We start from the raw sequence: 21,887 nt of genomic DNA on the forward strand, positions 1-21,887 counted from the left end.
ACCTCCGCACAGTTGAGTAGGGCTGTAAAAGCTGATGAAATCAGCGTAGTAGAGCCCACTCAACCACTGCGTCTTGCTCGACAATCCAAAAATAATTGAGAGGCTAGGACTTTTGTCCCAGCCTCTTCATTTTAAAATTCAGCGACAAACTCCTTGATGGCTTGCGCGAGTTCATAGGGTTTCTCGGTATTGAGTAGATGGCCTCCGTCTGCGATTTCTTGATAGCGGCCTTTTGGCAGGAGCTTGGCCAATTTTTTAGAAGAAGATTGATTGGCCCAATCTTTGCTACCACAAATCACCAAGCTAGGAAGAGGGCAAACTTTAACGGTATCGGTTAAATTGAGCCCTTTTAATTCGGTCAAGATTTGAAGCATCTGTTGTTTATTGGCATCTTGTTTTTCAAAGACATGCTTGGGAAGCAGACGAAAAAGGAGAATCTGGAGCCGATAGAGGGGGTTGGTGTTGAGTTTGTATTGAGTTCCTGCAAGGACCAAGCCCTTGAGTTGCGGGAAGTCTTGTCTGGAGAGATCAAGAGCGAGCACGCCACCTAGTGAGAGTCCTACCAGAATAAAGGGTTCGCTTTCTTGCTGGAGGCGCTCCATCAACCTTTCTTTGACTTCCTGATAGCTTTCTTTTGGATGGGAGAAAATATCAAAAGTTTTGGAGTGCAAGGGTGAAAGTGCAAATTGGACTCCTTGCCAAGAGAGGACATCTTGCCCTAGTCCATGTAAAAAAATAAGTTTCATCAGGAATCCTTTCTTTGAAAATCGAGTTCGTAGAGACCACGAAGAGCATTGCAGGCATAAATACGATCAGCGTCTGTTAAATCGTTCAGAGTCAAGAGTTTTTCTTCCACCTGCTGGGTCTCAAGAAGATGGCGCCGATAAATGCCATCGAGTAAGGGGAGGTGAGCTGGTGGGGTATAGAGTTGTCCCTCTATCTCCAGCACCAGATTGCCAATCGTCGTCTCTAGCAAGGTTCCGTCTGGCAGATGGAAAATTTGCTCGTGATCTGACTGGTTGAGATGGTCTCTCTGACTCGTTTTGAAATAAGTAAATGGCGTCGCTAAATCAAGCTTCTGCTCGGTCAGTTGGGCCTGTAGATAGCTAGCTGGCAAGTCTGTCAGCTCCGTGATCTCTAGGTGGAAGGTCCCGTTTTTTTGCAAGGCAATCCGACAACGATAATCAAGGTTGGACTCCAAATGAGCAAGCTCTTCTTGAAGTTCTTTCAGGAGCTTCGACTCATCATAAGGATAGGCAAAGTAGCGACTAGCTTCCCTCAAGCGTGTTAAATGTTGGTCTAAGAAAGTCAACTCTCCTTGGTGGATGCGGCCGGTCGTCAGGAGCTCAAAGTGAGACTCTTGTCGGTAGAGGACAGCCGATTTTTGCTTGGTTTCCTGGTATTCACCTTCCCATTTGCTATCCCAAGTGATGCCTCCTCCCACGCCATAGATGGCTTGATCCCCCTGCATTTGAAGGGTCCGGATGGCCACATTAAAAATCCGTTTCCCTTTTGGAAGAAGGATGCCGATCGTTCCACAGTAGACACCTCGAGGAGCCTTCTCCGTCTTTTGGATGATTTCCATAGTGGAGATCTTTGGTGCTCCTGTAATCGAGCCACAAGGAAAGAGAGCTCGGAAGGTTTGGACCAGGTCGATCTCAGCTCGTAAGTGACTTTCAATGGTCGAGGTCATCTGCCAAACGGTGGAGTATTGCTCGACTTGGCAGAGATGGGTCACCTGCTCACTTCCAATCTCCGAAATCCGGTTCATGTCATTGCGGAGGAGGTCGACGATCATCATGTTTTCTGCTCGATTTTTTGGATCGGCTTCTAGCCAAGCAGCCTCTTTGAGATCCGCTTGGTTGGTAAGCCCGCGGCGTGTCGTTCCCTTCATAGGGCGAGTGGTCAGTAGCCGGTCGTCTTGCTCAAAAAAGAGCTCAGGGCTAATGGAGAGGATGGCTACATCATCATGTTGGATGAAGGCATTGTAATGAGCTTTCTGCTCTACCACTAGTCGGTTGTAGATGGCGAGAGGATCCGCCTCTAGCTCTTGAGAAAGCTGGACGGTGTAGTTGACCTGATAGGTATCCCCCTGGCGGATGTGGTGATGGATAGTCTTGATGGCTTCTTGGTAAGCGGGAGCCTCGACCTCTTCCTTCCAATTGGCTGGCAGGTCCACTGCTTCATAGTCCTCTGGGAAAGGAAGGGTTTCAACCTCCTGGTGGATAGTGAAGTAGAGGAGATACTCTCCCATGAGAGGAGCAGGGTGGACAGCTAATTTTTTCTCAAATGCAGGTGCTGCCTCATAGCTGACATAGCCGACAGCATAAAAACCAGCCTCCTGGTAAGTTTCCACTTCTTTAAGAAGTGCCTCTACTTGGTCGAGGTCTCTGGTTTTTAATTCTTTTATGGGCTTGGTGAAAAGGTAGCGCAAACCAAGCTCTTTAAAATCAATAATCGTTTGTTTATGCATGCTTTGAGTATATCAAAAATAGAGGAAAAAAGGTAGATAAGGATGCAAGATTCCTTGATTGGCCTTCCCTTTCATGCTAAAATAACCATAGAAACTGCTTTGGGCAAGGAGTAGGACCATGCAAAAGAATCCCCTCTATAACACCTCTAGTATCAGCTTTTTTCAATACCTCTTTGCGATTGCAGTGATTTTGGTGCATAGTGGTCGCTTGACCTCCTATGAGCCACTGCATTTTGGTCTCAAGAGTATGCTCGGCCGGCTAGCGGTTCCATTTTTTATCGTCTGTGCCAGCTTTTTCCTCAAATAATCCCTAGGGAATTCTCAGAAAATGAAGGCCTATCTGGTCAAAATCGTAAAAACCTATTTGTTTTGGAGTTTCGTTTACCTCCCTTATGCCTGGCTCTTTTTCTCCTTCCTGTTTATCTCTTTCCAGCAGGAATCTTGATTGCTCTGGTCTACTTGGGAATGTGCTACCAACTCTGGTATATTCCTGCTTTTTTACTGGGCTTGTTTTTGGTCAATCAATTGGTCAAACGCCTAGGTATGGTTTGGACGGGGGTGATCACTTTTCTTCTTTACTGCTGGGGCTTGATCGAGACCTATTCGGCTTATCTGGACACCACAAGTCTTCTTAAGGGTTACCAGCTCTACAGCAATTTATTTTTTACAGCGCGAAATGGTCTCTTTTACACGCCCATTTTTATCTATATGGGTTATTATCTGTATGACCATTTTCATGCACAAACTTTTAGAATTCACCGTTGGCAAAAGCTAGCACTTGCCTTTGGTTTGCTCTGCCTCGAAGGCATCATCATTTTTCAACACGAAGGAATTGATAAGAACTTTTTCTTTCTTCTTCCTTTTGTGACCGTTTATTTGGTCAATGCCTGCCTGCGATCGTCCTTTTTGAAAAGCTATGATTTACAGTATTTAAAGCAAATGAGTATAGCTCTTTACTTTTCGCATCCGATCTTTATCGAGTGGGCTCGCTATGGCTTTAGCAGCCTCCCTCTCTCTTATCCAGACAGGGGCAAGCTGATTTTTGTGACTGCCTTGTTTGGCAGTCATCTCTTTGGAGTGGCCATGCTGTGGGTACGAGAGAGAAGGGAAAAACAAAAGATTCCTTCAAATGGTGAAGAGTTAGATAAAATAACCAACCAATAGTAGGGTGTACAAAACTCAAGCAGATGTGTTTGAGTTTTTTTGTATGAAGAAAATCAAGGAAGAATAAGAATTGGCAGACTGCTCTTCCTTGTTTATAAATGTTTTATTTTCTTGCCCTTGGATAGAAGAAAGGGGAAATCAGTACCAGATAGTGATTTATAATATAGACATCATTGCAAATAATGTCTATATTATTGAATAGTGATGATTTAATTTGAAAAGCAAAGGATATTTTAAAAAATAAGTGATAAAATTAAAGGGAGGGCCTTTTGGAAGGCTAACAAAAGTAAAGGAGATAAGACATGAAAAAGCTTCGTTCATTATGGAAAGACTTTTTGAAAAAAGGTTTTGCCATTTTAACAATTTTCATGATGCTAGGCCAGCTTGGTCAAGGGGCGATCACAGCCTTTGCCAATGAGCTAGCAGTCGGGGATAATGGGGCCTTGGATGTTACCCTTATGTATGGGGATAAACAGAACCATCCAGATGGGATGTCCTATTACACAGGGGATACCATGTCTGGTTATATCCAGATCACCCCTAAGAATTTGACAACGGATATTAATGAAGTAACGGTGACCTTGAAGGTTCCTGGAAAGTACTTACGAGAAGTTAGTTTCCCTGACTTCAATAGTGCTTCAGAGCATGACAAACCAACGGTTACAAAAGTTGGAGATGATTATCAAGTCACACTTCACTTTAACAATTACCAAAAGTCAGAGGTCCTGACTTTACCTTTTATTGGAAAATTTAAGCTTGGTTATGCACCAACAAATTATTCATTGGATATTACAGGAACATTGAATATCAATGGGCAAGAAACGAAGCTCAATGATATCATTTGGAAACCCAAGTACAATGACTACCGTTTGACCAAGTATATCAACCAAAACTTGAATGAAGCCATGTCCAAGGACTATGCGGAAGCCATGCCTGGAGTGGTCAAAGGGGCTGACGGGAAAAATTATATTGAAACGCCATCATCTGTCCCATTTGCATTTCAATTGGAGGGAATGCAAGGACAGTATGAAGGTCAATACCGTCAATTGGAGTCAGCAACCATCACCGATAAGTTACCAACCTATACAGATAAAAATGGCAATACCCGGACAGCAGTTCTAGATACAGCTAAGTCTGAAGGTTGGGTAGACAATGGAGATGGAACGGTTTCGAAGACATTTACAGCCGTAGCAAATGATAATCCAGCAACGTATCACATAGATCTGATGACTCAAATCAAGAATTCAAGTTACCTCTACTTGAAATTCCCGGATTTGGTATTAGAGAAGGATCAAACGCTGAAGGATGTTCTCAGTAAGGATTTGACAAATGCAGGTAGTGTTGTTGGGATCCCTGCTAACCGTGGAGAGGGAGAACCAGATATTACAGCTGAAGATTCTCTCATTTTCCGCTTGACTTCTCGTGACCTGGAAGGGGCTGGAAGTTTTGCCAAAAAAGCAGATGGTGATGTCTATGATTCAACTGAATATAAAGCAGCAAACTATAAGTGGATCATCGCTTTTGATAACAAAACTCCTTCACCACAAAAGAATTTTGTTTTCTATGATGAGACAGTGGACTCTCGGTTAAAATTTACCAAAATTGATTACGCTCGTCTCATGCAAGGGAATTATGGAAATGGCGAGTTTGTTAGCAAATATGTGAAACGCTTGATCCTTACTTTGGACGATGGTAGTAAAAAAGAAATTCAGCCAGAAACCGATAAAGACGGCAATGGCTTGATCGATTTAACCAAGTATGGAACAGTTGTCGGTTGGCGGATGGAAATGAAGGATGACTTTGTCCTTCAATCTGGTCAAGGAATTCGCCTCAATACCTATACAAGCTTCAAAGATCCAGAAAAGACTCGTTACGATGAAAATGATGCGACCAAGAATGAATTCAAGAATACGGGTCGTGTCACTTATCAAACACAATCAAATGTTGCAAAAGACCAAACATCAAATTGGACCTTTAAGCTGATTCCTTTGAAGGAAAGCTTTGAGATTTCAAAAACGACGGATTATAATAATGTTCGTTATACTGATGGACAAAATATTCGTTTTGGTTTGATGGCAACCAAAGTGGTCTTGGATCCTGATAAGGATTATGGAGACCTGCGAATCATTGATCTGTATGATCCAAATACCCTTAAAGTCGACTATAAAGATTTTGAAAGAAACCTTGCCTCTAATGAAAAAGGTATGAAATTCTTAAAGAGCTACGATGTCATTGAAAACTACCACAATTCTGGACGGACAGCTCTCATCATGCATTTGGATCAAAAAGAGTTTATTAAAGCTTCTCTTAAAGATCTTAATCGCGTGCGTCTACCGTTTATCGTGGCTGATCTGAAAGGGAAAGATGATGGTGGTACCTTCACAAATAAAGTCTATGTCGCTGGAAACGGCATCCACGATCTTGAAAATGCCAACCCTGATCGGGTAACGGAAGACGTTTACGATCTGAATGGGAATGGTTCAACAACAGATAAGATTCCATATGCCCAATCAAACTATACAATTGTGGCTGCTGAGGGAATCTATGCACGGAAATACATTGCTAAAAATGATGACCTGTCAGACGCTTCGATTGTGACACGTACCTTCAAACCAGGTGAAACCTTTAACTACAAACTCACCATTAAAAATAATACGGATAAGGCAGTAGAAGATGGAGTCATCTATGATATATTGCCAAAAGTCAAAGATGTCAACACTTTAGATGGATCTGGTCGAATGACAGAATATACGGTTAGTCTTCGTGGACCAGTAACTGCTCCAGAAGGATGGACGGTCTACTATACAACTGATACAAGCGTTACGACAGATACCATGGCACAGGCTGCTGACAAGGATATCTGGACGACAGCTGTGTCTGATTACAGTCAAGTAACAGGAATCAAGTTAGTTGCAAATGCTGGTACTACGATTCCTGCGCGTGGTGAAGCCAGCTTTGGTGTCCCAGTCGTGAATCCAAGTGAATTGACCGATGAAGTCAAGGCCTTGATGCAAAAACGCACCAAAGATAATGAAGACAACGGCGGTCGTTCCGGTCTTGTTCAAGCTCATAACCAGTTTGGTTACAAGGCGAAAGGTCACGAAGGAAATCGTGAGTCTAATACCGTAACTGCACAAATCTTCTCGGCTGCTTTCCAAGTCAAGAAGGTAGACAAGGATGATCCGAAGAAAGTCCTTGAAGGCGCTGAATTTACCTTAACTGATGCGAATGGTGCGGTTGTTGCGACGGCAACTTCTGATAAAAATGGAGAACTTTCCTTTAACACCTTAACAGAAGGAACCTATACGCTCAAAGAAAGCAAAGCACCTGCAAACTATAAGTTGGATGAAACAGAACATGCCGTGATTGTCACCTATGATGCGGACAAACAAATTTACCACGTCACGGTGGATGGAAAAGCGGTTGGATCAAAAGCAGTCCCAGTTGAGATCGCTAATGAAGCAGATATCAAGTATATTGATCTTGAAGCTTCAAAAGTTTGGGATGACCAAGACAACCAAGAAGGGCTTCGCCCAGAAAGTGTGGAATTCCAACTCTATAAGAATGGCAAAGCTCAAGGAAAACCAGTCACGGTTTCAGCCGCAACAGACTGGAAAGCCCACTTTACGAATCTTCCAGATAAAGACAGTGATGGCAAGCTCAATACTTACACTGTTAAGGAAGTGAAAGTTCCGACTCATTATACGGTCGATACAGAAGAAGCTAGCTTCACAGATGGAAAAGCCACCATCACTAACAAGCGCACTCCTGAGACCACGACGGTTACAGTCAAGAAAGTCTGGGATGATGCACAAAACCAAGATGGTCTTCGCCCATCTACCATCAAAGTTCACCTCTTGGCAAATGGAACAGAGGTTCAAGCTCTTGATCTGACTGGTGAAGGAGATGAATGGACTCATACCTTCTCAGATCTACCAGTCTATAAAGATGGACAAAAAGTTGTCTACACAGTGACAGAAGACAAAGTGGACAATTACACCACTAAGATTGATGGCACTACAATTACCAATACTTACAAACCAGGTAAGACAAGCCTGACTGTTACGAAAAACTGGAAGGATGCCAATAACCAAGATGGCCTTCGTCCAAAAACAATCAAGGTTCAATTGTATGCTGGTGATCAAAAGGTTGGTAAGGCTGTTGAATTGTCAGCAGATAACAAATGGACCCATACCTTCTCAAACCTAGATGAGAAGAAAGCTGGCCAAGTTATCAACTATACAGTCAAAGAAATCAATGTTCCAGAAGGCTACACACAAGCCGTCGAAGCAAGCAACCCAGGTCAAGTAGTCGTGACCAACACGCACGAACCAGAAAAGACCAAAGTAGAAGTGAGCAAGAAGTGGGAAGATGGAGACGACCAAGATGGTCTCCGTCCAGCCAGCATTCAAGTTCAATTGTACAAAGATGGCCTTGCAACGGATCAAGTGGTAGAACTTTCAGCCGCGAATGACTGGAAAGGTGCATTTGAAAACCTTGATGCCAAGGAAGCTGGAAAAGCAATCACTTACACGGTGAAAGAAGTCGCTGTTCCAGATGGTTACAAGGTGACGGTAAATGATAAGGACAAGGCTAATATCGTCTTGACCAATACGCATGAACCGGCTCTTACAGAGATGAAAGTAACGAAGAAATGGGAAGATGCCAACAACCAAGATGGTCTTCGTCCAAAATCCATTAAGGTTCAACTCTATGCTGGTGATGAAAAAGTAGGAGATCCAGTTGAGTTGTCAGCGGACAATCAGTGGACTCATACCTTTAGCAAATTAGCTGAAAAGAAAGCTGGTCAAGCTATCAGCTACCGTGTGGAAGAAGTCGCTGTTCCTGAAGGCTACCAAGTCACTGCTGATACTTCTGACGCTGCTCACACGATCTTGACCAATACGCATACGCCAGCGGTGACCGATATTCCAGTGACTAAGATTTGGAATGACCAAGCCAATCAGGATGGTCTTCGTCCAACAAGTATCGTGGTGAATCTTCTTGCCAATGGTGAAAAAGTTGCTCAAAAAGAACTCACCAATGCGACAGATTGGAAAGAAAGCTTCACAGGTCTACCAAAATTCAAGGATGGAAAAGAAATCGTCTATACTCTTCAAGAAGAGAAGGTAGCTGAATATACGACTACAATTGATCAGGCTGCTTATACTATTACCAATACCCATGCACCTGGTAAGACAAGCGTCACGGTCACTAAGAAGTGGGATGATGAGAATGACAAGGATGGAATTCGTCCGAAGAGTATTCGCGTTCAACTCTATGCCAATGATCAAAAAGTCGGTCAAGAAGTAGAATTGTCAGCTGAAAACAAGTGGACCCATACCTTTGCAGATTTAGATGAAAAAGCAAATGGAAACACCATCACTTATACAGTAAGAGAAGTCAGTGTTCCAAAGGGCTATGAAGCTCGTAACGACGAGGATGGTAAAGGAAATGTTGTGATTACTAACAAGCATGTTCCAAAAGAAACTCCAAAACAACCAACTCCTCCAAGTTCATCTGAACCTAAAAAGCCGGGTCAACCTGAGCCTAAAAAACCAAGCCAACCTGAGCCAAAAAAACCAGGCAAAATCTTAGGATTCTTACCAAATACAGGTACGACCATCTCCATTATTAGCCTAGTTTTAGCCTTTGTCTTGGCAAGCATTGCAGCTTATATTTTGAAGAAAAAGAAAAAATAAGCTAGTGCTTCCTTTATAAAATGAAACAAACACCAGAGATGGTGTTTGTTTTTTTATAGTGGCCTCTTATAATTGTCTTGCGATCATTCTCATGGGCGCTTGCTCTATTTTTCAATTCCCGAACGTTTCCAAAAAAATTTCAGGAAATTCTTGACTTCTATGAAAATCGGAGTATGATTAGTTGTGAACTGTTGAACAATCATTTTCAAGAAAATCCCTGATGTCGACTAAGGGATCTGTGAAAGGAGAAGCGGTTCAAATCGAAAATCTATAGAGCGTTGCGTCCGAAAGTCTAAACAGACACGGCTCTTTAAAAACAAAAGGAGAAGATTATGAAAACAGAACCGATTCATCGTACCAGTATGTGGAAATTTAAGTTAAGTGCTGCCACCATGACTTTGATTCCCGCTGCCGTGGGGATTAACTATGTTGCCAAAGCCTTGGCGGAGGGGTTAAAGTTGCCCGTTTGGCTGGGGTCTTTGGGAACCTTTCTTGCCAGCATGTTGGCTGGGCCGGTTGCCGGTGCCATCAGTGGTTTCATCAACAACGTGATCTATGGGCTGACCTTATCGCCAATTTCAACCGTGTATGCGATTACCAGCATCGGAATTGGGATTGCTGTCGGAGTTTTGCACGCCAATGGGTGGTTCTCGTCAGCGCGACGAGTATTTGTTTCTGCTATTATTATTGCCATCGTTTCAGCTGTCATTTCAACGCCACTCAACGTCATCTTTTGGGGTGGTCAGACCGGTATCGCTTGGGGTGACTCATTGTTTGCGGTAATGGTCGCCAATCATGCACCAGTGTGGCTGGCCTCATTTACCGATGAGTTTGTCTTGGATATTTTGGATAAAGTCTGCGTGGCCTACCTGGCATTCTTCATCTATCGTCAGCTGCCGAAGCGGATGGTGCACTTCTTTAGCGGTGATAAATGATGACTGATCAAACATTGATTTCTGGAGCGCCACGGGTCAAGCTCAAGTGGTACCAGGTGATCGATCCGATTACTAAGCTCTTGTTCATCTTGGACATGACGTTGTTGAGCTTTGCCAGTATGAATTTATTACTTCAGGCCGGATTAATTCTTGTCGCAACACTGCTATTGTTATTTTCCAAATTGAGTTCTACCATCTTTAAGGCGCTGGGATTCAGCTTGTTTCTGATTTGCACCATGCTGATCATCCAAGGATTATTTTACAGTCGGAATCAAACTGTGCTGTTTTCTGTGCTTGGGGTGTCGTTCTACAAAGAAGGCCTGATTTACGCCACCACTCTGGGTTGTCGAGTATTGGTGATTATTTTGACCAGTGGCTTTTTTATGGTGACCACGAGTATTTCAGAAAACGCGGCCTATTTGGAACTGTCCGGATTGTCTTATAAAACCGTCTACGTTCTGATGTCGGTGTGTTATATTTTGCCGGAAATGATGCGCAATATGCGGAAAATCCAGCAGGCACAAAAAGTTCGCGGAACCAATCCGCAAAAAACGTTGATTCAGAAATTAAAGTCAGTCCTGCCGGTTCTAATTCCATTGGTGATTAAGACCTTGGATCAATCGATGGCGCGGTCGATTTCTCTCCAACTGAGAGGTTTTGATAATCCCAACCGGACTGTCAGAACCTCCCAGCGCGTGTATCGCCTGTCGCGGACGCTGCACATTGGTCTGACTGGATTGGCAATTTTATTGATTGGGTGGAAGATATGGACGAAGATAAACGGATTGTAATTGAAAATTTGACCACCCGTTATCCGGGTACTGAGCAACCACAACTGCGTCAGATTAACGCGGAGGTTCATACCGGCCAGGTGGTTGGGATTATCGGGAATAGCCACTCCGGCAAATCGACTTTGTGCCGTGTGCTGGCAGGGGTCATTCCCAAAATGGTGTCTGCTGAGATTGAGGGCGACTGGCACATGTTTGGCCAGCGAGTGTCCGACAATTGGCCCGTTTATAATGCCATGAATGGAGTTGTACTGCAAAATCCAGCTGGCCAACTAAGCGGGTTGGCAGACACGGTTGCCGATGAAATCGCCTTTGACTTGATTAATCAGGGAATGGCTGAAGGACTGATTCAAAAACGGGTTGAAGAAGTTGCAACGCAAATGGGGCTGATTGAACAGCTGAATTTGCGTCCCGAAAGCCTTTCCGGTGGTCAGAGCCAGCGGTTGGCAATTGCCACGGCGATTGCGGCTAACCCGGCTGTTTTGATTATGGATGATCCGACCAGTCAGATGGATCCCCTTGGCCGCCGACAATTTTTCCAATGGCTGGCCCAAGTCAAAGAGACGACTGTCTTCATTGTCACCAGTGAAATTGACGATTTGTGCGAAGTCGCCGACGTTGTGTGGGTGCTGCACGAGGGTCAAATGGTAGCCCAGGGCAGGCCGGGTGAGGTGTTTAATCATTTGGAAGCTGACTGGCAGATTCCAGCCCCGACAATCCAGCAACTTGCTCAAAAAATGGATTGGCACTTGGCTGATGGCCGGTATCCGGTGAATGACGCTGAACTGAAGGAGGTTTGTTATGTCCACAATTGAACTGAACCACCTGACGTTCACTTATCCGGAACGGTCCTTTAGCTTGGATGTTGAAGACAAACTCTTCGCCGATCCGATGGTGGCGATTGTCGGCCAAAATGGTGCCGGCAAATCAACGCTCTTCAAATTGTTGACGGGCTTGCTGACACCACAAACCGGTGTGATTAAGATCGATGGAGAAAATTTTAATGATCTTAAACCAGTCGAAAAGTTACTGAAGGTTGGGATTACTTTTCAGAATCCTGACGATCAGCTTTTCAACCCGACCGTTCAACGAGAGGTGGAGTGGAGTGTCGCGCAGGTCATGGATGACCACGACACGATTACGAGGCGGGCTTTAGCGGCTCTAAAAAGAGTTGGCTTGGATGATAAAACAGCTGAAAGTCCATATGACCTGTCATTGTCGGAACGCAAGCTGTTAAGCGTTGCCACAGTTTTGGCAGTGGATCCGGCGATTTATTTATTTGATGAGCCGATGATGTCGCTTGATTGGGAAAGCCGGCGCAAGTTGACCGCAATTTTCCATCAGTTGGCTGATTCGGGCCACCAAGTTGTGACCATCACCCATGACATGGATTGGGTCGCCACCGAGTTTGAGTCGGTGTATGTTATGGAACACGGGAAGTTTGGCTTCGCCGGCAGTCCACGGGAATTATTCAGCGATCACGAACTTGTCCAGCGAGTGGGATTACTACCACCGCGGATTATGGACATAGCGGAGTCGCTGGGTGATTCACAGACATATTTATCGGTTAATGATTATTGCCAGAAAAATCGAGATGTATAGAAAAAGTCACCTCTGCGGGTTTTCCAGGTTGAAGGATTAACTTCAGCTTCTGGCAAGAACTCACATGGGTGACTTTTGTGTTTAATAACGTTTCATGATGATCGGGTGCTTCCTCAGATCACTCGGTTTGATTTTACTTTGTTTCATGGTCATAATCATATACCATTTTTTTTGGATCTTTTGTTTGACTAATACAAAATAGGTCTTCATAGGTCTTCGCATTTTTTGCGCCCATTAGGATCATCAGTATAATTTTCTGAATTAGGAGACTGTCCCATCACTATTCGAACTTCGTCTCCCAACTTACGCTGTTCCCATTCATCCGTGAATCCTTTAAATCGCAATTCTGGAACTTTTTTTTAACTGAATCATCTATTTTCGCCATAGTCCCCACCATTTTATTGGTTTTTCTTTATTTACCTTATCAACAGTCTAGTTGGTTGGTACCAATGGACGAAAGCTGCTAAGAAGGGGTATTAGTGACAATTAATAAAATACATGAGGTTGGGCATGTTGCCCCACCTCTTTTTGTGATATACTAGAGTAGTTTTTGAGCCTTGTAAAAAATGATTTTTTTAGTTCAAATTTAAAAAAGAAAAGGAGAGAACATGGACATCTTTTTGAGGAGCATATCGGGGATTCTCGTCATCCTGGGCATGATTTTAGTGGGCTTTGTCATTGGTGAAAAAGGCTGGTTTGATGACAAGTCACGTGGCCTACTCGCTAAATTGGTCACTCAAGTTGCTCTTCCCTGCTATATGCTCTACACTATCACGCAGCGCTTCACAGCAGCGGATCTACTTATAATGTTGCCAGCCTTGCGGTTTCCTGCCCTGTCTATGGTCATTTTACTTGGCATCGCGACAGCAGTAGCAAGGATCTTTGCAGTGAGGCAGGACCGCCGTGGCCTCTTTATTTCCATGTTTTTTAATTCCAATACGATTTTTGTGGGGCTCCCCATCAACCAGGCCCTTTTCGGGGATGCCAGCATTCCCTATGTTTTGATCTATTACATGTGCAATACGACCTTTTTCTGGACCTTGGGGACCTACCTGATCCAGCGAGATGGCGAAGGAGAAGCGCAGTTTGATCTCAAAACCAGTCTGAAAAAAGTCTTTTCTCCTCCTCTCATGGGCTTTCTCTTAGGGCTAGTCTTGGTGATCCTTCATATCAAGCTCCCTACCTTTTTAGCCAGTGATTTGCAGTATCTGGGAAATTTAACAACTCCTTTATCCATGATATTTATTGGTTTATCAGTGTCCAATGCAGGACTAAAGCAACTGACTCTGAAAAAAGACCAATTCTTAATTCTGTTAGGTCGCTTCGTGGTTGCCCCCCTTTTGATGGCGACCATTGTTTACTGGGCACCTCTTCCAAGCTTGATGAAGCAAGTCTTTATCATCCAGTCCGCTATGCCTGTGATGACCAATGCGCCAGTCGTTGCGAGACTTTACGGAGCTGATAGTGATTATGCAGCCGTCATGGTGACAGAGACGACCCTTGCAACCATGGTGGTGATCCCTATTCTCATGCTGTTGATGGCTTAACAAATAGAAACTACAAAAGCTCAAGTTTATTCTGAAAACCTGAGCTTTTCTTATATGAGAGCTAATAAAATTGTAATCACCAGAGCGATGCCCATCCGAATCATGTGGTGGACTGGGTGGAAGTTTCCTTTGTGTTTTCCATTCCAATAGGCCCCGTAGCAAATCAAACCACAGCCGATTATCCAAAGGACTAGAGAGACAATCGGTAAAAAGAAGTAGAGGATGAGAGATAAGGTCGCAAGGCTACTTCCGATGAGGAGAAATGTATTTCCTAGAGTGTGATTCCCTTTTTTAACTTCAGAAAGAGAAGCCAATAAGTGAAGAAGAGCAAAAACAAGGGCAAAGAGGGCTGTAAAAAAGCCGAGAAGAATGGGGAAGAACATAGGGTTTCCTTTCTAAGATATGATTGCCTGAGTACTATTTTTTATGACTGATTTTATGAAGAATCATAAATGATACTACAAGATTTAAAATAATAACCAATAAGGTAAAAAGAGAGTAACCATAAAGTTTAATTGGAAATTCATTTTTGAGATTGCAAAGAGCAAACAAACTCGTTAAAATGCCCGTCAACAATCCAGGCACATATTTTCGAATAACGACTGTCTGAATCAGATGTCCTAACACATGGTAGATATAAGCGATTATGATGCTTGCGTAAATGCTATAGTTGTTAAACTGGTAACTAAGATATAGCGACGTTATTAGGATCAGAAATTGCTCCAAGACAATGGCATTGAAAGCAAAAGGAGTGTAATAAGATAGGATTCGATTGTTTGGATACTGGATTGATATTTTTTTGACAAAGGATGGCATCCAAACGATTTCTTCCAGTTCGTGAAGCATGAAGAGTGATGGAAATAGAAAGTAAAATTGTACGCTGGTCATTGAAAATACTCCTTTCTAGTTCGACCCCACTTTTAAAATCTCCAAATAAAACTGGGTCACTTCTTGTTCGGTGTAGGACTTGCCTTTTTTCAACCACCAGCTGAGGGTTTCAATGAAGTTAGTAACGACAAGGTGCTTGAGATAGGAGTGAGGAATGTTAGGGTACGATTGGATGAGTTCGTCGGCTACCATTGGGTAGACATCGTGTTCTAGTTCTTTTCGCAGTTGCCGGATAAAATAATCATTTTTAGAGAGCAAGAGACTAGTCACATGGTCTTGATTTTTTTTGAAATGCTGGAAGATATGAGCCAGGTAGTCTTGTGGAGAGAGGTGTTCAGCACGCTCAAAGAGATGGTGAAAGAGCTTTTGGCAGAGTTCATCCAGTAGTAATTCCTTGCTCTCGTAATGACTGTAAAAGGTCGAGCGCCCCACATCAGCAAGGTCTATGATTTCTTGAACCGTGATGGCCTCGTAGTCTTTTTGGTTGAGTAAGTGTAAGAAAGCCTGATAGATAGCTTTTCGAGTTTTGGTGATGCGACGATCCTGTGCTGTCATATGGACACTTAGAACAAACTGTTCAGTAACGTACACCCTAAACGGTTTGCCCCTATCCTTTCTGTTGTGAATGTTAGATAATGATAATGAACATGATGTTCATGAATCTATTATAACAAAGGAAATAGGATTATGAAGACAAAACATGCGGTCTGGATCGCTTTTTTCTTGAATTTGAGTTATGCCATTGTTGAGTTTATTGCAGGAGGGATTTTTGGATCTAGCGCAGTCCTTGCGGATTCGGTCCATGACTTGGGAGATGCGATTGCTATTGGGATCTCCGCCTTTCTGGAGAGTATTTCCAATCGTGAAGAAGACAGCCACTATACCTTGGGCTACAAGCGCTTTAGCCTTTTAGGGGCTATGGTAACTGCAGTGATTCTCATGACAGGGTCCGTTTTAGTCATTTTAGAAAATATAACGAAACTCTTTCATCCACAACCTGTCAACGATGAGGGCATCCTCTGGCTAGGAATCATAGCCGTCAGCATCAATGTGCTAGCGAGTCTCGTCATTCGCAAGGGGCAAACCAAGAACGAATCCATTCTTAGCCTGCATTTTCTGGAAGATACTCTGGGTTGGGTGGCTGTCATCCTAATGGCTATTGTTCTCCGATTTACCGATTGGTATATTCTGGATCCTCTCTTGTCTCTTGCTATTTCCATCTTTATTCTGTCCAAAGCCATTCCACGTTTTTGGAGCACGCTCAGGATTTTCCTCGATGCCGTGCCAGAAGGAGTAGATATCCAGCAAGTCAAGAGTGATTTGGAGCAGTTGGAGCACGTGGCTAGTATCAATCAGCTCAATCTCTGGACCATGGATGGGCTGGAAAAGAACGCCATTGTCCATGTTTGTTTAGAGCATGTCAACCACATGGAGGTTTGTAAAGAAGCGATTCGTACCTTGCTCAAAGATTGTGGTTTTCAAAACGTCACCATTGAGGTTGATGAAGACCTGGCAACCCACCGAGCCCATAAACGCAAGATCGAAGAACTGGAAGTTGATCAAGGTCATGGGCATGATTATCACCACCATTAATGACGAGTTGGTATGAGCAGAAGCTCGATAAAAAGTGTATACTATAGATAAGTAAGCAATAGAAAGTAGGTTAATCCTATGAAGAAAACAGTCTATACAAAAGCTGGGCAAGTGGGTCTAGTAGAAGTAGAACGTCCACGCATCGAAGCACCGGATGATGTCATTCTCCGCATCGTTCGTACCTGTGTCTGTGGATCCGATCTATGGAGCTACCGCAATCCTGATATTGAAGCAGGGCATCAAAATAGTGGCCACGAAGCCATTGGGATTGTCGAAGAAATCGGAGAAGCCATTACAACGGTTAAACCAGGAGACTTTGTTATCGCGCCTTTCACCCATGGTTGTGGGGAGTGTGATGCCTGTCGTGCTGGTTATGATGGGACGTGTGACCGCCATATCGGCACCAACTGGTCTGACGGGGCGCAAGCAGAGTACATCCGTTTCCACTTTGCCAATTGGGCCCTTGTCAAAATTCCAGGGCAACCATCTGATTATACAGAAGCCATGCTCAAATCCTTCTTGACGCTGGCTGATGTCATGCCGACGGGCTATCATGCAGCGCGTGTAGCTAATGTGCAAAAAGGTGACAAGGTTGTCGTTATTGGTGACGGTGCTGTTGGCCAATGTGCTGTCATTGCAGCTAAGATGCGTGGTGCATCGCAAATCGTCCTTATGAGTCGCCACGAAGACCGCCAACAGATGGCCTTGGAGTCAGGTGCGACAGCTGTTGTGGCTGAGCGTGGTGAAGAAGGGATTGCCAAGGTCCGTGAAATCCTTGGAGGCGGAGCAGATGCAGCTCTCGAATGTGTCGGTACCGCAGCAGCTGTTGATCAAGCCCTTGGGGTGCTTCATAATGGTGGGCGTTTAGGTTTTGTCGGTGTCCCTCATTACAATAATCGTGCCCTTGGTTCGACCTTTGCCCAAAACATTTCGGTGGCAGGTGGGGCAGCCTCTGTTACTACCTATGACAAGCAGTTCTTGCTCAAGGCTGTACTTGATGGCGACATCAACCCAGGTCGCGTCTTTACTCATAGCTATAGCTTGGATGAGATTGATCAAGCCTATAAAGATATGGATGAACGTAAGACGATTAAGGCTATGATTGTACTGGACTAACGAAAAAATTCTAGTAGAAAATATCTACTAGAATTTTTTAATACAATTCCCAATCCGGACTTGAAAATTTCTTGGTTCGGGTCATATAAAAATGGATAAAGTGAACTTCCATTGCTAAAGTCATCACGGTTGCGATGGTAATGACAATGGTTGGATTGGCTGAGAAAAGAAGGGAGAGAACCAGTCCGATAAGGAACATCCCTGCTTGCAAACCATAATAGAGCTTGTCATACTTGAGGTGACTCTTGTTAAAATAGCCATTTGCAAGGATAGCAGCTTGAAAGAGGCCGATACCCGTATAGAAGAAGCCAGTCGCAAAATGGTGATGGACTTCTGGATTGACCAAGAAACTCATAGACACAGTCACCATAATCAAGCCGATGAAAATTGGATAGTGACTATAAATTAGGAAGATTCCCTTATTCTTTCCTTCTTCATCAATGGCATGGTCAAACTTACCAAAGTAATTCATAAAGAGGTTGACCATGATGATAAAGTAAAGGATAGAGTGGATAGAGAAATTTTCAAGTGTAAAAAAATCTGCAAGGCCCATAATCATCTCACCAAAAGTGATGATAACTAAAAGCGAGATGCGTTCAATCAGGTGGGGGAGATTAATCTGAAAAAGACTTGTATGTCGAGTTAAGATAATAGGCATGACGAAGGTCAAGAGAATCCCTAGCATATAGACATAGATACCAAAATCTATCGGAAGAAGTGCAGCTATGTAGATAGCCAAGGTCCTGAGCCCTGTCATCCAAAGAAAGCCCTTGATACTTTTTCGATTGGCTGGAGTAGTAGACTTACGCAAATACTCTACTAAGTATTGGAGAAATAGGGTTAAGGTCAGGGTTCCCACTGTCCAGCAGAAGGTATGAAAGTAGCTCTGCCAGTCATTGGTAATCATGTTTGAGATTAAGAGCAACATTGCCATATTGATGAACATGACGGTCATATTGAAAAGGGAATTCTTTCCATAGCGGTTGGTATAGACGGTCTGAATCATCCAAGAATTGACCAAAACCAGAAGTGTCATCAGGAAACCAAAGATGGCATCTAATGATAAGACTCCATGGTGAAGATGATGGATAAGGGCAGTGGTTTTGGAAATAGCGTAAACAAAGACCAGATCATAAAAGAGTTCACTATACTCAACCCGTTTGTGTTTGATAAGATTTGACATGGGTTATCCTTTCTGCGATGTTTGAACAATTTATTATATCAGAAAAATGACAGTATATGATGGAAGGAAGGGGAGTAGACCAATCAATTTCATTGTGACGCAAATTGTCATTACATGACAACAGTTGATGTAGCCTATTTACTAGGATACTCCGAAGTGTCTTCCTTCTCACGAGCCTTTAAAAAATGGACCGGACAGACTATTTCAGAGTATCGCGAGTAGATGCAGACAGAAGCTTAACAGCAGAAATTTCCATTATCAACACCAGATGTATTCATCTGGTGTTTTTATTTTTCTGAAAAAAATGAAATTTTCTACTTGGCAAGTGAGTGTTCACTCACTATAATAGTCTCATACTTAAAAAGTGAGTAAACACTCACTTAGGAGGATGCATATGAAAACATTGCTACATTTACAAGATTTACAAAAATCTTTTGGTCAACAACTGGTGTTAAACCACGTTGGTTTTGAATTACAGTCTGGGGAAATCATTGGTCTAATCGGTCCTTCTGGTGCTGGTAAATCAACCATGATTAAAACCATGTTAGGAATGGAAAAGGCAGATAGCGGTATCGCTTTAGTCTTAGACCGCACCATGCCCAATCGTCATATTCTGGGAGATATTGGCTATATGGCCCAGTCTGATGCTTTATATGAGGCCTTGTCAGGGCAAGAAAATTTGGAATTTTTCGGTCAGCTAAAAGGCCTTTCCAAAAAAGACTTAACAACAGAAATTGCCCATGTGGCTCAGGTGGTAGATCTGACAGATCACTTAAATAAGGCCGTATCTGGTTATTCCGGAGGGATGAAACGACGCTTGTCGCTGGCGATTGCGCTTTTAGGAAATCCTCAGCTCTTGATTTTGGACGAACCGACGGTTGGAATCGATCCTTCTCTTCGAAAGAAAATCTGGAAGGAATTAATCACACTTAGAGACAAGGGTGTAGGCATTTTGGTCACCACCCATGTCATGGATGAAGCAGAGTTGACAGATAAGGTTGGCCTCTTGTTAGGTGGAAACATCATTGCCTTTGATACACCAAAAAATCTCAAGGAAAATTATGGTGTGTCAAGTATTGAAGAAGTCTTTTTGAAAGCAGAAGGAGAATAAGATGAGAACCCTTGCCATTGCAAAAAAAGTTATCAAAGAATTGCTTCGTGACAAACGAACCCTTGCCATGATGTTTGTGGCTCCAGTATTTATCATGTGGTTGATGAACCTCATGTTTTCGGCTAGTACAACCGTGAACGTCAAGCTTGCAACACGGGATCTACCAACTAGTTTGGTAAGGAAGATGGATGATATGGACCATGTCAGTGTGAAAACTTACAAAGACATGGATCAAGCCAAAGAAGACTTGGCTGATGAGAAAGTCGACGCCGTCATTTCTTATAAAGACGGGGAGTATCTGGTAGATTATGCCAATACAGATGCTTCGAAAACTGCTATGACCCGTCAAGTATTGCGAACCAGTATCGCCAGTGAAGGCACCAATCAACTATTAACTCGTGTTAAACAGGCCCTTCCTCAATTGAAACTGGATGCAAAATCACCAGAAATTAAGGAATCTTATGAGTATGGGAATGAAGATACAGGCTTCTTTGCCAGTATGATTCCAGTCTTGATTGGATTTGTCGTTTTCTTCTTTGTTTTCTTGATTTCAGGGATGGCGCTGTTGAAAGAACGCACCAGCGGCACCCTAGATCGCTTATTAGCCACTCCAGTTAAACGCTCTGAAATCGTCTATGGTTACATGATGTCTTATGGGATCATCGCTATTCTTCAAACAGCGGTTGTTGTTTTAGCAGCTATCTGGTTGTTGAATATTGAAGTTGTCGGAAGTTTATTAAATATTATAATAGTTAATGTAGTATTGGCTCTTGTAGCACTCGCCTTCGGAATTCTCTTGTCCACCTTGGCCAAATCAGAATTCCAAATGATGCAATTTATTCCTCTTGTGATTATGCCGCAGCTCTTTTTCTCAGGAATCATTCCTCTTGATTCAATGGGAGAATGGGCAAAAACAATTGGGAAGTTCTTGCCTTTGACCTACTCAGGTGATGCCATGAGTCAGATTATTCTTTACGGACGTAACCTTGGGGATATTTTGCCAAATATCGGTGTTTTACTGCTTTTCCTTGTCGCTTTGACAATGCTGAATATTGTCGGATTGCGTCGGTATCGTAAGGTATAAAAATAATAAGAGGATGTGAGGAAGGACATGAACGAGAGTATTTTTGAGTCGTTTGAAGCGTATCTAGAGGGAGCAGACTATCCCAAAGGAAAGAAGAAAATTATGCAGGCAGCCGTCGATTTGATCTCGACCAAGGGGTATAATGGGACTTCAACCCTTCAAATTGCGGAGCATGCCGGGCTTAGCCAAGCCACTCTCTTCAAGTATTTCCAGACCAAAGATGAGTTGCTGACGGCTATTTTACATCCGATCCTTCCTAGTCTTCTGGGAAATTTTCTGGATCAACTCTTAAATTTTCAAACAACAGAGGAAAAAATTCACTATTTCGTTTATGACCGAATGAACTACCTCAAAACCAATCAAGCTCTCTTAAAAATCGTGTTACAGGAGATATTTTCGAATGAAAAGATCAAGCAGGAGCAAGAACATATTTGGAGTTTCATTCAGGGTAGAATTGGTGACCTCCTTCAAGAACTGAAAGCGGACCCTCGCATCAATCCTGATCTGACTATTTCCCAATTCCTGCGTATTCTGATTGGCCCGCTGCTTGCCTATTTTGGTCAGCTCTATATTCTTGGAACTAATGGGCAAGTGACCGATGAAGATCTTTCCTTGGTCGAAAAGCAAATCTTAGGTGGCTTGTGGAAATAGGGGGATCTGATAGAAACAAACCAAAAAACCATATTCCATTTCAATGGGAA

General features: G+C 43.2%; 19 protein-coding genes and 1 pseudogene. 14 read left to right on the forward strand and 6 right to left on the reverse strand.

Going from position 1 to position 21,887, the window contains the following annotated elements:
• Positions 1–131 precede the first annotated feature (131 nt).
• Positions 132–746, reverse strand: a complete 615-nt coding sequence (locus PCY11_RS05045; RefSeq protein ID WP_301362549.1) for an alpha/beta fold hydrolase — start codon at positions 744–746, stop codon at positions 132–134.
• Positions 746–2,473: an aminodeoxychorismate synthase component I gene (gene pabB, locus PCY11_RS05050; protein WP_301362550.1), complete on the reverse strand. Its 1,728-nt coding sequence runs from the start codon at positions 2,471–2,473 to the stop codon at positions 746–748. Before pabB ends, PCY11_RS05045 begins: the two co-directional genes overlap by 1 nt.
• A 118-nt stretch (positions 2,474–2,591) precedes the next feature.
• On the opposite strand from pabB, the gene PCY11_RS05055 reads away from it, so the two are divergent.
• The 8 genes from PCY11_RS05055 (at position 2,592) to PCY11_RS05090 (ending at position 14,211) form a co-directional block, all read left to right on the forward strand.
• Positions 2,592–2,780 (forward strand): hypothetical protein, encoded by a 189-nt coding sequence (locus PCY11_RS05055; protein WP_223344859.1) that lies wholly within the window; start codon positions 2,592–2,594, stop codon positions 2,778–2,780.
• 62 nt (positions 2,781–2,842) lie between these two features.
• On the forward strand, positions 2,843–3,637 hold the full coding sequence (locus PCY11_RS05060; protein WP_301362551.1) for an acyltransferase: 795 nt from the start codon (positions 2,843–2,845) through the stop codon (positions 3,635–3,637).
• Between the two features lie 302 nt (positions 3,638–3,939).
• Positions 3,940–9,339: a Cna B-type domain-containing protein gene (locus tag PCY11_RS05065; RefSeq protein WP_301362552.1), complete on the forward strand. Its 5,400-nt coding sequence runs from the start codon at positions 3,940–3,942 to the stop codon at positions 9,337–9,339.
• Positions 9,340–9,671: 332 nt separating this feature from the next.
• Entirely contained in the window at positions 9,672–10,274 is a 603-nt protein-coding gene (locus PCY11_RS05070) for a hypothetical protein (RefSeq protein WP_021153833.1), read from the forward strand.
• Positions 10,274–11,065: an energy-coupling factor transporter transmembrane component T gene (locus tag PCY11_RS05075; RefSeq protein ID WP_171963570.1), complete on the forward strand. Its 792-nt coding sequence runs from the start codon at positions 10,274–10,276 to the stop codon at positions 11,063–11,065. The genes PCY11_RS05070 and PCY11_RS05075 overlap by 1 nt, the downstream gene beginning before the upstream one ends.
• The gene (locus PCY11_RS05080; protein WP_045759846.1) at positions 11,041–11,877 is read left to right on the forward strand and encodes an ABC transporter ATP-binding protein; all 837 of its coding nucleotides are present in this window, start codon (positions 11,041–11,043) and stop codon (positions 11,875–11,877) included. Before PCY11_RS05075 ends, PCY11_RS05080 begins: the two co-directional genes overlap by 25 nt.
• Positions 11,864–12,664, forward strand: coding sequence for an energy-coupling factor ABC transporter ATP-binding protein (locus PCY11_RS05085; protein WP_155199861.1), 801 nt, complete (start codon positions 11,864–11,866; stop codon positions 12,662–12,664). The genes PCY11_RS05080 and PCY11_RS05085 overlap by 14 nt, the downstream gene beginning before the upstream one ends.
• 608 nt (positions 12,665–13,272) lie before the next feature.
• Entirely contained in the window at positions 13,273–14,211 is a 939-nt protein-coding gene (locus tag PCY11_RS05090; protein WP_301362553.1) for an AEC family transporter, read from the forward strand.
• A gap of 50 nt (positions 14,212–14,261) precedes the next feature.
• Here the strand turns inward: PCY11_RS05090 and PCY11_RS05095 are convergent, their stop codons facing one another.
• From PCY11_RS05095 to PCY11_RS05105, 3 genes are read right to left on the reverse strand one after another with little or no spacing between them, the layout of a single operon-like run.
• Positions 14,262–14,594 carry a glucuronide permease gene (locus PCY11_RS05095; protein WP_301362554.1) on the reverse strand — a complete coding sequence of 111 codons (333 nt, stop codon included), beginning with the start codon at positions 14,592–14,594 and terminating at the stop codon, positions 14,262–14,264.
• 34 nt (positions 14,595–14,628) lie between these two features.
• Positions 14,629–15,099 carry an HXXEE domain-containing protein gene (locus PCY11_RS05100; protein WP_301362555.1) on the reverse strand — a complete coding sequence of 157 codons (471 nt, stop codon included), beginning with the start codon at positions 15,097–15,099 and terminating at the stop codon, positions 14,629–14,631.
• A gap of 15 nt (positions 15,100–15,114) precedes the next feature.
• Positions 15,115–15,654, reverse strand: a complete 540-nt coding sequence (locus PCY11_RS05105; protein ID WP_301362556.1) for a TetR/AcrR family transcriptional regulator — start codon at positions 15,652–15,654, stop codon at positions 15,115–15,117.
• Between the two features lie 132 nt (positions 15,655–15,786).
• Here PCY11_RS05105 and PCY11_RS05110 point away from each other — a divergent pair, with 132 nt between their 5' ends.
• Positions 15,787–16,692 carry a cation diffusion facilitator family transporter gene (locus tag PCY11_RS05110; RefSeq protein ID WP_031574571.1) on the forward strand — a complete coding sequence of 302 codons (906 nt, stop codon included), beginning with the start codon at positions 15,787–15,789 and terminating at the stop codon, positions 16,690–16,692.
• A 78-nt stretch (positions 16,693–16,770) separates the two neighbouring features.
• Positions 16,771–17,808 carry an alcohol dehydrogenase catalytic domain-containing protein gene (locus PCY11_RS05115; RefSeq protein WP_247919878.1) on the forward strand — a complete coding sequence of 346 codons (1,038 nt, stop codon included), beginning with the start codon at positions 16,771–16,773 and terminating at the stop codon, positions 17,806–17,808.
• A 37-nt stretch (positions 17,809–17,845) separates the two neighbouring features.
• Here PCY11_RS05115 and PCY11_RS05120 read toward each other — a convergent pair whose 3' ends face one another.
• A complete protein-coding gene (locus tag PCY11_RS05120; RefSeq protein WP_003008695.1) occupies positions 17,846–18,991 on the reverse strand; it encodes a low temperature requirement protein A in 1,146 nt (381 codons plus the stop codon).
• 114 nt (positions 18,992–19,105) lie between these two features.
• On the opposite strand from PCY11_RS05120, the pseudogene PCY11_RS05125 reads away from it, so the two are divergent.
• From PCY11_RS05125 to PCY11_RS05140, 4 genes and pseudogenes are all read left to right on the forward strand, one after another.
• Positions 19,106–19,213 (forward strand): annotated as a pseudogene (locus tag PCY11_RS05125) (helix-turn-helix domain-containing protein); the annotation flags it as partial.
• A 172-nt stretch (positions 19,214–19,385) separates the two neighbouring features.
• The gene (locus PCY11_RS05130; protein ID WP_049497951.1) at positions 19,386–20,102 is read left to right on the forward strand and encodes an ABC transporter ATP-binding protein; all 717 of its coding nucleotides are present in this window, start codon (positions 19,386–19,388) and stop codon (positions 20,100–20,102) included.
• A 1-nt stretch (position 20,103) separates the two neighbouring features.
• Positions 20,104–21,186, forward strand: a complete 1,083-nt coding sequence (locus tag PCY11_RS05135; protein WP_006596536.1) for an ABC transporter permease — start codon at positions 20,104–20,106, stop codon at positions 21,184–21,186.
• A gap of 27 nt (positions 21,187–21,213) precedes the next feature.
• The gene (locus tag PCY11_RS05140) at positions 21,214–21,837 is read left to right on the forward strand and encodes a TetR/AcrR family transcriptional regulator (protein WP_006596535.1); all 624 of its coding nucleotides are present in this window, start codon (positions 21,214–21,216) and stop codon (positions 21,835–21,837) included.
• Positions 21,838–21,887: the final 50 nt, after the last annotated feature.

Source organism: Streptococcus sp. SP8 (assembly GCF_030440045.1).
Taxonomy (GTDB): domain Bacteria; phylum Bacillota; class Bacilli; order Lactobacillales; family Streptococcaceae; genus Streptococcus; species Streptococcus parasanguinis_I.

Bases quoted from the DNA above. Each gene is read 5' to 3' on its own strand.
- PCY11_RS05115 (WP_247919878.1), top strand. From the start codon at position 16,771: ATGAAGAAAACAGTCTATACAAAAGCTGGGCAAGTGGGTCTAGTAGAA.
- PCY11_RS05055 (WP_223344859.1), top strand. From the start codon at position 2,592: ATGCAAAAGAATCCCCTCTATAACACCTCTAGTATCAGCTTTTTTCAA.
- PCY11_RS05045 (WP_301362549.1), bottom strand. From the start codon at position 746: ATGAAACTTATTTTTTTACATGGACTAGGGCAAGATGTCCTCTCTTGG.
- PCY11_RS05110 (WP_031574571.1), top strand. From the start codon at position 15,787: ATGAAGACAAAACATGCGGTCTGGATCGCTTTTTTCTTGAATTTGAGT.
- PCY11_RS05100 (WP_301362555.1), bottom strand. From the start codon at position 15,099: ATGACCAGCGTACAATTTTACTTTCTATTTCCATCACTCTTCATGCTT.
- PCY11_RS05120 (WP_003008695.1), bottom strand. From the start codon at position 18,991: ATGTCAAATCTTATCAAACACAAACGGGTTGAGTATAGTGAACTCTTT.
- PCY11_RS05075 (WP_171963570.1), top strand. From the start codon at position 10,274: ATGACTGATCAAACATTGATTTCTGGAGCGCCACGGGTCAAGCTCAAG.
- PCY11_RS05090 (WP_301362553.1), top strand. From the start codon at position 13,273: ATGGACATCTTTTTGAGGAGCATATCGGGGATTCTCGTCATCCTGGGC.
- PCY11_RS05095 (WP_301362554.1), bottom strand. From the start codon at position 14,594: ATGTTCTTCCCCATTCTTCTCGGCTTTTTTACAGCCCTCTTTGCCCTT.
- PCY11_RS05105 (WP_301362556.1), bottom strand. From the start codon at position 15,654: ATGACAGCACAGGATCGTCGCATCACCAAAACTCGAAAAGCTATCTAT.
- PCY11_RS05135 (WP_006596536.1), top strand. From the start codon at position 20,104: ATGAGAACCCTTGCCATTGCAAAAAAAGTTATCAAAGAATTGCTTCGT.
- PCY11_RS05065 (WP_301362552.1), top strand. From the start codon at position 3,940: ATGAAAAAGCTTCGTTCATTATGGAAAGACTTTTTGAAAAAAGGTTTT.
- pabB (WP_301362550.1), bottom strand. From the start codon at position 2,473: ATGCATAAACAAACGATTATTGATTTTAAAGAGCTTGGTTTGCGCTAC.
- PCY11_RS05140 (WP_006596535.1), top strand. From the start codon at position 21,214: ATGAACGAGAGTATTTTTGAGTCGTTTGAAGCGTATCTAGAGGGAGCA.
- PCY11_RS05130 (WP_049497951.1), top strand. From the start codon at position 19,386: ATGAAAACATTGCTACATTTACAAGATTTACAAAAATCTTTTGGTCAA.
- PCY11_RS05070 (WP_021153833.1), top strand. From the start codon at position 9,672: ATGAAAACAGAACCGATTCATCGTACCAGTATGTGGAAATTTAAGTTA.
- PCY11_RS05080 (WP_045759846.1), top strand. From the start codon at position 11,041: ATGGACGAAGATAAACGGATTGTAATTGAAAATTTGACCACCCGTTAT.
- PCY11_RS05085 (WP_155199861.1), top strand. From the start codon at position 11,864: ATGTCCACAATTGAACTGAACCACCTGACGTTCACTTATCCGGAACGG.